General features: G+C 66.0%; 9 protein-coding genes. 4 read left to right on the top strand and 5 right to left on the bottom strand.

Going from position 1 to position 11,864, the window contains the following annotated elements; all coding sequences use genetic code 11:
* Positions 1 to 35: 35 nt before the first annotated feature.
* From D9X30_RS00785 to D9X30_RS00775, 3 genes are read left to right on the top strand one after another with little or no spacing between them, the layout of a single operon-like run.
* Positions 36 to 1,367, top strand: a complete 1,332-nt coding sequence (locus D9X30_RS00785) for a sensor histidine kinase (RefSeq protein ID WP_153947291.1) — start codon at positions 36 to 38, stop codon at positions 1,365 to 1,367.
* A gap of 7 nt (positions 1,368 to 1,374) precedes the next feature.
* Positions 1,375 to 2,508, top strand: a complete 1,134-nt coding sequence (locus tag D9X30_RS00780) for a hybrid sensor histidine kinase/response regulator (protein WP_153947292.1) — start codon at positions 1,375 to 1,377, stop codon at positions 2,506 to 2,508.
* Complete coding sequence (locus tag D9X30_RS00775) at positions 2,505 to 3,497, top strand: response regulator (protein WP_153947293.1); 993 nt, start codon at positions 2,505 to 2,507, stop codon at positions 3,495 to 3,497. The genes D9X30_RS00780 and D9X30_RS00775 overlap by 4 nt, the downstream gene beginning before the upstream one ends.
* A 105-nt stretch (positions 3,498 to 3,602) precedes the next feature.
* On the opposite strand, the gene secF is transcribed toward D9X30_RS00775, so the two are convergent.
* The 5 genes from secF to queA all read right to left on the bottom strand — a co-directional run bounded on the left by secF (position 3,603) and on the right by queA (position 9,441).
* Positions 3,603 to 4,577, bottom strand: a complete 975-nt coding sequence (gene secF / locus D9X30_RS00770; RefSeq protein ID WP_153947294.1) for a protein translocase subunit SecF — start codon at positions 4,575 to 4,577, stop codon at positions 3,603 to 3,605.
* A 24-nt stretch (positions 4,578 to 4,601) separates the two neighbouring features.
* Positions 4,602 to 6,464, bottom strand: coding sequence for a protein translocase subunit SecD (gene secD, locus D9X30_RS00765; protein ID WP_153947295.1), 1,863 nt, complete (start codon positions 6,462 to 6,464; stop codon positions 4,602 to 4,604).
* A 212-nt stretch (positions 6,465 to 6,676) separates the two neighbouring features.
* Entirely contained in the window at positions 6,677 to 7,003 is a 327-nt protein-coding gene (gene yajC, locus D9X30_RS00760; protein ID WP_061955498.1) for a preprotein translocase subunit YajC, read from the bottom strand.
* Positions 7,004 to 7,224: 221 nt separating this feature from the next.
* Positions 7,225 to 8,355, bottom strand: a complete 1,131-nt coding sequence (gene tgt / locus D9X30_RS00755) for a tRNA guanosine(34) transglycosylase Tgt (RefSeq protein WP_153947296.1) — start codon at positions 8,353 to 8,355, stop codon at positions 7,225 to 7,227.
* 33 nt (positions 8,356 to 8,388) lie between these two features.
* Positions 8,389 to 9,441, bottom strand: coding sequence for a tRNA preQ1(34) S-adenosylmethionine ribosyltransferase-isomerase QueA (gene queA, locus D9X30_RS00750; RefSeq protein ID WP_153947297.1), 1,053 nt, complete (start codon positions 9,439 to 9,441; stop codon positions 8,389 to 8,391).
* Positions 9,442 to 9,623: 182 nt separating this feature from the next.
* Between queA and recG the strand changes: the two genes are divergently transcribed.
* A complete protein-coding gene (recG, locus tag D9X30_RS00745; RefSeq protein WP_153947434.1) occupies positions 9,624 to 11,852 on the top strand; it encodes an ATP-dependent DNA helicase RecG in 2,229 nt (742 codons plus the stop codon).
* Positions 11,853 to 11,864: the final 12 nt, after the last annotated feature.

Raw genomic sequence — 11,864 nt, 5'->3', positions numbered from 1 at the left:
CGGACGCCGAAGACGCGGCACCACCCGCCAAGGTCATGAGCGCGAATCAACTTTACGCCGGATACCAGTCCGAGCTGGCCGACTTTCGCCTGGCGTTCAGCCGGGGCGGCGCCTACACGGCCATCGCGCTGGTACTGCTGGGCGTCGGGCTGGATTACGGCCAGTATCCGCACTTCCAGCTGCCTTTTGCGATTGCGCGCGTGGTGGTCTCGCTGATGATCGCCGGTGTCATCGTGGCGCTGTACAGCCAGGCCGGCCGGCGCTTCGCGCCATGGCTGACCATGACGTGGCTGCTGCTGCCGCAGATCATGATTGCCTGGATGATCTCGCGGACCGAAGGCGTTGAATCGCCGTACTACGTGGGCCTGAACCTGGCGATCTTCGCGTCGGGCATCGCGTTGCCATTCGGGCTCTGGCAAAACCTGGTGTTCGGCATCCTGTCTTACGTGCTCTACGCGGCCGCCTGCCTGCTGCATCCGGGCGGCGTCGAACCGATGGGCACATTTATCGTCAATTCGCTATTTCTGCTGTTTGCCGCGGCGGCCAGCGGCGTCTACACATTCTTCAATGAACGTGCCCGCTTCATGCTGTTCCGCCTGAAGGCCGAGGTGGCCGACAAGAATACCGAGCTGGAAGTCATCAACCGCAAGCTGGTCGACATCAAGGGCCAGATGCTGCAGCAGGAAAAAATGGCGGCCATCGGTACGTTGGCGGCAGGCCTGCTGCACGAGGTCAACAATCCGGTCAACTTCTGCCTGATGGCCATCGAGGTGGCCATGGAAGAGCCGGCGGCCAAGTCGGAGCCGATGCTGCAGGAATGCCTGGTCGATGCCAAGCAGGGCATGCAGCGCATCCAGCATATCGTGTCCGATCTGAAGACATTCGCCTATCGCAAGCCGGGCGCCGAGGTCGAAGGCACGCCGTTCCTGTTCGAGAAGGCGCTCGATTCGGCGCAGCGGCTGACCGCGCACGAGCTGCGCGGCGTCAAGATGACGCGGGAAATGCCCGACGATACGCTTGTGATGGGCGACGAAGCGGCCATCATTGGCGTCCTGATCAATCTGTTCTCGAATGCCGCGCTGGCCATGCGCAAGGCGGGCACCAAGGACCCGGCCATCCATACGACCGTGCGCTGGCAGGACAAACGCCTGCACGTGACCGTCAAGGATAACGGCCCGGGCATTGCCCCCGAACACCTGGCGCGCGTGTTCGAACCGTTTTTCACCACGCGCGAGGTGGGGCAGGGGCTGGGTCTGGGCCTGTCGATCAGCTATGCGGTGATCGAGCGCCACGAAGGCGTGCTGTTCGCCGAAAGCGAAGTCGGCCACTGGGCCGCTTTCAGTTTCGACCTGCCGCGTGCGGAGTAATGCTGTCATGACCGACACCACGCAGCCGCGCCCCACCATCCTCTACGTCGACGACGAGGAGATGGCGTGCAAGTATTTCGCGCGCGCAGTGGGCAGCGAATACGAAGTGCTGTCGGCCAACGGCGCCGACGAGGCGGTTGGCATCCTGCGCGCGCACCATGCCCGGATCTCGGTGCTGGTGACAGACTTCCGCATGCCCGGGCGCGACGGCGGCGACCTGCTGCGCCAGGTGGCCCAGGAGTATCCGCAGATCGTGCGCATCCTGGTCACGGCCTATGCCGACAAGGACATGCTGCTGCAGACCGTCAATTCCGGCGAGGTGTTCCGCATCCTGGAAAAGCCGATCGGCGTGGCCGATGTCCGAGAAATCCTGCGGCTGGCGGGCGACCGCTACCGCGAGCGGGCGGTGCGCCAGCAGCGGCTGATGGCCATCGACGAGACGCTCGCCTTCCTGGCGCACGAACTGAACACACCGCTGGCGGCCATCGCCAATTTTGCGCTCGGTATCGGGTCGCGGGTCGATGCCGAGTACAGCGGGCAGCGCCAGCTGGAAATTGGCCGGGCGGCCAGTGCCATGCACGACAACGCCCAGTATTGCCTGGCGGTGCTGTCGTCGTTTCTCCAGTCGGTGCGCAGCAGCGCGGGCGGTGCGCCGCCGAAGCCGGGCGCTGGACAGGAAGTCAGCGCCGGTGCGCTGGTGGCGTCGTTGCTGGATGCCTATCCTTTTGCCGATAACCAGCGTAGCTGGGTGCAGGTGGAGATGGAGGGCGATTTTCCGGTACACACGCTGCCCAACTGCGTGGCGTTGGTACTGTCGTCGGTCATGAGCAATGCGTTGCGCGCGTTGGCCGATGTTCGCGACCCCTCGCTGCGCTTCGTGGTGGTGGCGGGCGAGCGCCCCGAGATCCGCATCGCCGACAACGGCCCGGGCATCCCGCCCGAAATCATGGGACGCCTGCTGGTGGACCCGGTGACCACGCACGCATCGGCGGGCGGCAGCGGGATGGGCATGATCTTCTGCAACCGGGTGATGCAGTCGTTTGGCGGCGGCATCCGGATTGCATCGGCGTCCGGCGCGGGCACCACCGTAACCCTCGATTTCCCAAATTCCAAGAATCGTATGCACAGGAGTGATCGATGACCGAACCGAATACCACGCAGGCACCCCCGGCGATTCTGTTCGTCGACGACGAAGCGACTGCGGTCAAGTATTTCCAGCGGGCCATCGGCCAGCTGGCGCCGGTGGTGACCGGCCAGTCCGTGGAAGAAGGCAAGGCCATGCTGGACGCCCATGCCGACAGCCTGGCCGTGCTGGTGTCAGACCAGCGCATGCCGGGCGAGTACGGCAACGAACTGCTGCGGTATGCGCGGGAGCGGTATCCGCATATCGTCCGGATTCTGACCACGGCCTATTCGGAACTCGACCAGACCGTCGAGGCCGTGAACCAGGGCCAGATCCATCGCTATATCAAGAAGCCATGGGACATTACCGCGCTGCGCATGGAACTGAAGCAGGCGCTGGAGCTGTCCGGGCTGCGCAAGGAGCGCGACCAGCTGGTGCGCGAAAAGCTGATGGTGCTGCAGAAGCAGACCGTGGCATCGCGCGTGGGCATGATCCACGCGCTGTGCGCCAGCCTGATCGGTCCGGGCCGCTTCCAGCCGGTGGAGACGTATCTGTCCGGCACCTATCTGGCCGGCGCGCAGAACGCCGAGCCGGACTGGCAGCGCCTGGACTATGCCGATCTGGTGGGAGCGGAAAGCCAGCGCAGCGGTTCGTTCGGCCATGCCGTGGCCACCACGCTATCGAAGCTGCGCGGCGCCGGCCGCGCGGCCGGTGATGCCGCGGCGGTGCTGGCCGAAACGCTGGGCGCCTCGGTCCGCCGCGACGGCGACGTGATTACCTGGACGTCAACCGCCACGCTGAATGAATTCGTGTCCCGTCCCGTGGCCGAAGCGGTGTCGGCCGAACACGCCGGATGGCTGGCCGTGCTGCTGTGGGTGGAAGAGGCCGGCGGCGCGCTGCAACTGGTGCGCGAAGGCGATGCCATTGCCGCCCGCGCCGGCACCCGGGCAGACGCGTTCGCCTCGGACCGCCTCGCGGTGTGGATCGAGCAGCTGACCGAGGCGTAGCACGGGTTTGTTCCCTCTGCCCCCGGGCGGCGGAGGGCAGGCAATGGATAAACAAAAAGGCACCCGAAGGTGCCTTTTCCTTTTGCCGCTCAGGCGCTCGAACCGTCAGGCCTGCGCCCCGTAGTTCGGGTCGTTGCGGTCGGGGGCGTCGCCGCCTTTTTTCTCGCCCTTGACCAGGTCTTCGCGCTTTACGCCCAGCCACATGGCCAGGGCTGCCGCCACGAACACCGACGAATAGATACCGAACAGAATACCCACCGTCAGGGCCAGTGCGAAGTAATGCAGCGTCGGGCCGCCGAAGAAGAACATCGACAGCACCATCATTTCGGTCGAGCCGTGGGTGATGATGGTCCGCGACATCGTGCTGGTAATCGCGTGGTCGATCACCTCGTGCGTGCTCATCTTGCGGTACTTCCGGAAGGCTTCGCGAATCCGGTCGAAAATCACCACCGACTCGTTCACGGAGTACCCCAGCACCGCCAGGATGGCAGCCAGCACCGACAGCGAGAATTCCCACTGGAAGAACGCGAAGAAGCCCAGGATGATGACCACGTCGTGCAGGTTGGCGATAATGCCGGCCACCGCAAACTTCCACTCGAAGCGGAACGACAGGTAGATCACGATACCGGCCACCACGCACAGCAGCGCCAACAGGCCGTCGGTGGCCAGTTCCTTGCCCACCTGCGGGCCGACGAACTCCACGCGCTGCAGCTTCACGTCAGGCGCGGCCGCCGTCAGGGCGCCCATCACCTGTTCGCTCTGCTGCGCCGACGTCACCTGTTTGCCGTCCGGACCCTTCTGGAGCGGCAGGCGGATCATCACGTCGCGCGAGGTGCCGAAGTTCTGCACCTGCACGTCGGTGTAGCCGAGCTTGCTGACCTGGCCTCGGATTTTCTCCAGATCGGCAGTCTGCTGGTAGTTGACCTCCATCACCGTGCCGCCCGTGAACTCGATCGACAGGTGCAGGCCCTTGTGCCAGAGGAAGAAAACAGCGGCGGCAAACGTCAGGAAGGACACCACGTTGAAGATCAACGCGTGCTTCATGAACGGAATGTCGCGCTTGATGCGGAAGAATTCCATGATGTGTTCCTGATATGTCCCGGCTTACTTGGCGACCGGTGCGTCGGCATCCGGCTTCCAGACCTGACCGATGGCCAGGCTCTGGAGCTTCTTCTTGCGGCCATACCAGAGGTTGACCAGGCCACGGTTGAAGAAGACCGCCGAGAACATCGAGGTCAGAATCCCCAGGCAGTGCACCACGGCGAAGCCGCGCACCGGGCCCGAGCCAAAGGCCAGCAGCGCCAGCCCGGCGATCAGCGTGGTCACGTTGGAATCCAGGATGGTGGCCCACGCGCGGTCGAAGCCGATGGCAATGGCCATCTGCGGCGACGCACCGGCACGCAGTTCCTCGCGGATCCGCTCGTTGATCAGCACGTTGGCGTCAATGGCCATGCCCAGCACCAGCGCGATAGCGGCGATACCCGGCAGCGTCAGCGTGGCCTGCAGCATCGACAGCACCGCGATCAGCAGCAGCAGGTTGACACCGAGGGCGAACACCGAGAACACGCCGAACAGCATGTAGTACAGGATCATGAACGCCGCGATGGCCGCAAAGCCGTAGGCCACCGAATCGAAGCCCTTCTGGATGTTGTCGGCACCCAGCGACGGGCCGATCGTACGTTCCTCGATGATTTCCATCGGGGCGGCCAGCGAGCCGGCACGCAGCAGCAGGGCCAGGTCGTTGGCGGCTTCGGTCGAATACGAGCCGGTGATCTGGAAGCTGGAACCGAGTTCGGACTGGATCGTGGCCACGGTCAGCACTTCGCCCTTGCCCTTTTCGAACAGGACGATGCCCATCGGCTTGCCGATGTTCTCGCGCGACACGTCGCGCAGCACGCGGCCGCCCTGGGCGTCGAGCTTGATGTTCACCGACGGGCGCTGGTTCTGGTCGAAGCCGGCCGAGGCGCTTTCGATGCGGTCGCCGGTAAAGATCACCTGCTTGCGCAGCATGACCGGGGCGCCATTGCCCTGCGTAAACAGTTCGTCGCCGAACGGGACCGGGTCGCCCGGACGCGGGTTGCGCACGGCCGGGTCGGCCAGGCGGGCTTCCAGCGTGGCGGTGCGGCCGATGATGTCCTTGGCCTTGGCGGTGTCCTGCACGCCCGGCAGCTGCACGACGATACGGTCGGCGCCTTGCTGCTGGATCACGGGCTCGGCCACGCCAAGCTCGTTCACGCGGTTGTGCAGCGTGGTGATGTTCTGCTTGACCGCGGCGTCCTGCACCGCCTTGCGGGCGGCTTCGGTGAACACGCCCACCACGTTGGTGCCGTCGATCGAGAAGGCCAGCTCGCGCAGGTTGTCGGCCAGGATGCCGCGCGCGCGGTTGGCGTCGTCGGCGTTGCCGAAGCGCACGGTCAGGCGGTCGCCATCGCGCTCGATGCCGCTGTGGCGCACGTTCTTGTCGCGCAGCAACGTGCGCGCATCGCCGGACAGGCTGTCGAGCTTCTTGTCGACGGCGCCCTTCATGTCCACCTGCAGCAGGAAGTGCACGCCGCCGCGCAGGTCCAGGCCCAGGTACATCGGCAGCGCGTGCAGCGCGGTCAGCCAGTGCGGCGAGCCCGACAGCAGGTTCAGCGCGACCACGTAAGTGGCGTCGCTGGCGTCAGGATTCAGCGCGCGGGACAGCACGTCCTTGGCCTTGAGCTGTTCGTCGGTGGTGCGGAAACGCGCCTTGACCGACCCCGATTGCCCGGAGACGTCAAAAAAGACGCCGTCCGGCTGCAACTGGTTCTGCGCCAGGATTTCCTCCACATGCTTCTGCATGGACAGGTCGACCTTGACCGTGGCCTTGGCCGACGATACCTGGACAGCGGGGGCCTCGCCGAAGAAGTTCGGCAGGGTGTAGGTGATGCCGATGGCGAGGGCCACCAGGATCACGATGTATTTCCAAAGCGGATAGCGATTCATCTTCGGCCAGTCATTGCAGTTGGCATGCCGACAAGTCGCGCACAAGGCGCGCCGGTTCGGCTGGACCGGTTGGCAAACAGCCGCCTGGCAGCCCGGTCACGCGTCCGGAAGGACCGTGGAGGCTGGTGCAGGCGGCTGCGCAGGGCAGGGTCGGCGGAGCGTCTGGCGCCACACGACACCTGCCGGGATCAGGCTGGGAAGACCGTCCGGGATCAGAGCGACTTCAGCGAGCCCTTCGGCAGCACGGTGGTCACGGCGTTCTTCTGCACGGTGATTTCCGTGCCTTCGGCCACTTCCAGCGTCACGTAGTTCTCGTTGACCTTGGTCACACGGCCGAGGATACCGCCGGCGGTCACGACTTCGTCGTTCTTCGCCAGGGCTTCCAGCATGGCCTTCGATTCCTTCTGGCGCTTCATCTGCGGGCGGATCATGATGAACCACAGCACCGCGAACATCAGGATGATCGGCAGGAAGCTCATCAGGCCACCGGCCGCGCCGCCGGCACCGGCGGTCTGCGCAAAAGCGTTCGAAATCAGCACGTTACTTCTCCGTCACAAAGGTCAATCAGGGAATCGGGCATTCTATCACCCGGTTGTTGTCCCGCCCTGGCATTCTAGGGCGGATTACGGGTTTGTTCGGGGTGCTTTGCAAGTACTTTGCGGACGTTGCAGAAAACACCCCGCAGGCTTCCGTTGCGGCCAGTCATTCGACTTGCAAGCCGCCAAAAGTTCGGCTGCCTGTCTGGTTTTCCGAACATTCTCTATTTGGTGCCGCGGGCGCGGTGTTCGGCGAACTGGCGGCGGAACGCGTCGAAGCGGTGCTCCTCGATGGCTGTGCGCATCTCGCGCATCAGTTCCAGGTAGTAATAGAGGTTGTGGATCGTGTTCAGGCGCGCGCCCAGGATCTCGCCCACGCGGTGCAGGTGGTGCAGGTAGGCGCGCGAGAAGTTGCGGCAGGTGTAGCAGCCGCACTGCTCGTCGAGCGGACGCGGGTCGTTGCGGTGCGCCGCATTGCGGATCTTGACATCGCCAAACCGGGTGAAAAGCCAGCCGTTGCGGGCATTGCGGGTGGGCATGACGCAGTCGAACATGTCCACGCCATGCGCCACGCCGGCCACCAGGTCTTCCGGCGTGCCCACGCCCATCAGGTAGTGCGGCTTGTGGGCCGGCAGGCGCGGGCCCACGTGTTCCAGCACGCGCATCATGTCCTCCTTTGGCTCGCCCACGGACAGGCCGCCGATGGCGTAGCCGTGGAAGTCGAGTTCGGACAGCCCCGCCAGCGATTCGTCGCGCAGGTCCTCGAACATGCCGCCCTGGACGATGCCGAACAGCGCGTTCGGGTTGGCCAGGCGGTCGAATTCGCCGCGCGAACGCTTGGCCCAGCGCAGGCTCATGCGCATCGAGCGGGCCGCCTCGTCATGCGTGGCCGGGCGGCCGTCGATCTCGTAGGGCGTGCATTCGTCGAACTGCATGACGATGTCCGAGTTCAGCGTGCGCTGGATCTGCATCGAGATCTCGGGCGACAGGAACAGCTTGTCGCCATTCACCGGCGACGCGAACGTGACGCCTTCTTCGGTGATCTTTCGCAGTTCTCCGAGCGAAAACACCTGAAAACCGCCTGAATCGGTCAGGATGGGCTTGTCCCAGCCGATAAACCTGTGCAGGCCCTCATGGGTGTCCACCACGTCCAGGCCCGGGCGCAACCACAAGTGGAACGTGTTGCCAAGGATGATCTGCGCGCCGATCTCGTTCAGTTCCAGCGGCGACATTGCCTTGACCGACCCATAGGTGCCCACGGGCATGAAAATTGGCGTTTCTACTACGCCATGGTTCAGCGTGACGCGGCCACGGCGTGCGTTGCCATCGGTGGTCAGCAGTTCGAAGTTCAGCATGTTCGGTTCTCGAAATCGGTCGGTCGCGCGGTGTCAGTCGCGGCGGGTCAGCAGCATGGCGTCGCCGTAGCTGAAGAAGCGGTAGCGTTGGGCCACGGCATGGCGATAGGCGGCGCGGATGGCTTCCACGCCGGCCAGCGCGGACACCAGCATCAGCAGCGTCGACTTGGGCAGGTGGAAGTTCGTGATCAGCGCGTCCACCGCGCGGAAACGATAGCCGGGGGTGATGAAGATATCGGTGTCGCCGGTGCCGGGGCGCAGCGTGCCGTCCTCGGCCGCGGCCGATTCCAGCGCGCGCAGAGACGTGGTGCCCACCGCGATCACGCGTCCGCCACGGGCGCGCGTGTCGCGCACGGCATCGGCCAGTTCCTGGCTCACGGCGTACCACTCCGAGTGCATCTTGTGCTCGGACAAGTCTTCGGTGCGCACCGGCTGGAAGGTACCGGCGCCCACGTGCAGCGTCAGGAAGGCGCGGCGGATGCCGGCGGCGTCGAGCCGCGCAAACAGCGCATCGTCGAAATGCAGGCCGGCTGTCGGTGCGGCCACGGCGCCCGGGTTGCGCGCGTACACGGTCTGATAGCGCGTTTCATCATAGGCGTCGGGATCGTGCGTGATGTACGGCGGCAGCGGCAGCCGGCCATAGCGTTCGATCAGGTCGAGCGCGGGTTCCGGAAAACGCAGCGTGAAGAACTGGTCCACGCGCGGGCCCACGGTGACCGTGAAGGCGCCATCGGCCAGATGCAGCGGGCTGCCCTCCGCCGGGGTTTTCGACGCGCGCACCTGGGCCAGCACGGTGTGGCTGTCCACCACGCGCTCAACCAGCACCTCGATGCGGCCGCCGCTGGGTTTCTGGCCGAAAAAGCGCGCCTTGATCACGCGCGTGTCGTTGAAGACCAGCAGGTCGTCGGGGCTCAGGTATTCGAGGATGTCGCTGAACGCGCGGTCCACCAGCCGCACCGCGTCGGCGGTGTCATCCGGCGCCGTCCGCTCTACCACCAGCAGGCGGCTGGCGCTGCGGTCGGGCAGGGCAGACTGCGCGATCAGTTCGGGCGGCAGCGGGAAATCGAAATCGGACAGGGTCAGCATTGCGGTTCAGCGAGGTATTCGGGGCAAAGCGCCAGGCAATACGCGAGCCGGGCAGCACTCCGGAACGAAGTGCCGCCGCAGGCATCGGTACGGCATGGGTACAATCGGCGAATCCGACATTGTAAGGCTTGGGCGCCCGGCTTCGCCCGATGCCCGCTTGTGATCCCTATATTCCCGCGCTGATGCCAGGCACCGCTACCGATCCGCTCGACGATCCTGCCCCGACGGCCGCCCAGTCCACCCCGTCCGCCCCCGCCGGCGACAAGCCGGCGCGGCGCGGCGTGGCCAGGGCGGAGGCCAAAGGCGACGCCAAGGCCAGCGACAAGGCCGGCGACAAGGCCAAGCCGTCGTCGGCCGTGGCCCGGCTGGCCAAGCTGGGCCTGCGCCGGCCGGTCGATCTGGTGCTGCACCTGCCGCTGCGCTACGAGGACGAAACCACGCTGGAGCCGATCCGCGACGCCATCCGCCGCGCGGGCATGGGGCTGGCCGCCCAGGTGGAAGGCGAGGTGGTGTCGAACGAGGTGACGTTCCGCCCGCGCCGCCAGCTGGTGGTCAAGATTGCCGACGAAACCGGCGAACTGACGCTGCGCTTCATCAATTTCTACGGCAGCCAGACCAAGCAGATGGCCGAAGGCGTGCGCCTGCGCGTGCGCGGTGAAATCCGCGGAGGCTTCTTCGGCGCCGAAATGGTCCATCCCACGGTACGGCCGATCACACCCGACGAACCGTTGCCCGACCGCCTGACGCCGGTCTATCCGGCCACGGCCGGCATTTCGCAGGCCTATCTGCGCAAGGCCATCGGCGGGGCGATGTCGCGCACGCCAATGCCGGAGACCTTGCCCCAGGCCATCCTGCGCGGACCGCTGGCGCCGCTGAAGCTGACGCCGCTGATCGACTGCCTGCGCCTGCTGCACAACCCGCCGCCGCAGGAAAGCGAGGCCGCGCTGGCCGATCGTTCTCATCCGGCCTGGGTCCGCATCAAGTTCGACGAACTGCTGGCGCAGCAGATTTCGCTGCGGCGCTCGCAGGCCGCGCGCAAGGAAAAGAACGCACCGTCGATGCCGCGCCGGGCCGACGGCCTGCTGACGCGCTTCCTGGCGGCGCTGCCGTTCAGGCTGACCGGTGCGCAGCAACGCGTGGTGGAGGAAATCGCCGCCGACATGGCGCTGCCGCACCCGATGCACCGGCTGCTGCAGGGGGACGTGGGCAGCGGCAAGACCATCGTGGCCGCGCTGGCCGCCTGCCAGGCCATCGACGCGGGCTACCAGGCCGCGCTGATGGCGCCGACCGAAATCCTGGCCGAGCAACACTACCGCAAGCTGTCGGCCTGGCTGGAGCCGCTGGGCGTGCCCGTGGCGTGGCTGGCCGGCAGCCTGAAGACGAAGGCCAAGCGCGAAGCCGTGGCGCGTGCCGAATCGGGCGAGGCCCGGCTGGTGATCGGCACGCACGCGCTGATCCAGGACGGCGTGAAGTTCGCCAACCTGGGCCTGGCCGTGGTGGACGAGCAGCATCGCTTTGGCGTGGCGCAGCGGCTGGCGCTGCGCGGCAAGGCGGCCGAAGGCGACGCGCCGGTGCCGGCTGACGAAAAGGTGCCGCATCAGCTGATGATGTCGGCCACGCCCATTCCGCGCACGCTGGCGATGACGTACTACGCGGACCTGGACGTGTCGGTGATCGACGAATTGCCCCCGGGCCGCACCCCGATCGTGACGCGGCTGGTCAACGATGCGCGTCGCGACGAGGTGATCGAGCGCGTGCATCATGCGGCCGCCGAAGGGCGCCAGGTCTACTGGGTGTGTCCATTGATCGAGGAAAGCGAGGCGCTGCAGCTGCAGACGGCCGTGGAGACCTTCGAGACGCTGGTGGCCGCGCTGCCCGACCTGCGCGTGGGGCTGGTGCATGGCCGCCTGCCGCCCGCCGAGAAAGCGGCCGTGATGGACGATTTCAGCGCCAACCGCCTGCAGGTGCTGGTGGCCACCACCGTGATCGAAGTGGGGGTGGACGTCCCCAATGCATCGCTGATGGTGATCGAGCATGCCGAGCGTTTCGGCCTGGCCCAGTTGCACCAGCTGCGCGGGCGTGTGGGCCGTGGCAGCGCGGAATCGGTCTGCCTGCTGATGTACCAGGCGCCGCTGTCCCCCACGGCGCGCGAACGCCTGGCGACCATGCGCGAGACGACCGACGGCTTTGAAATCGCCCGGCGCGACCTCCAGATCCGGGGTCCCGGGGAATTCCTGGGCGCGCGGCAGTCGGGCGAGGCCATGTTGCGCTTTGCCGACCTGGAAACCGATGCCTGGCTGGTTGATTATGCCCAGCAAGCCGCCGAGCTGATGCTGGACCGGTTCCCAGAGGCGGTTGAGGCACATTTGCTGCGCTGGCTGGGCGGACGCGAGCATTTTCTGAAGGCCTAGACACCTTCCGGG

The sequence above is a fragment of the Cupriavidus sp. U2 genome (assembly GCF_009663685.2).
Lineage (GTDB): Bacteria > Pseudomonadota > Gammaproteobacteria > Burkholderiales > Burkholderiaceae > Cupriavidus > Cupriavidus necator_C.
Note: the sequence above shows the minus strand (reverse complement) of the source record. Positions and strands in the feature narration are given on the sequence as shown.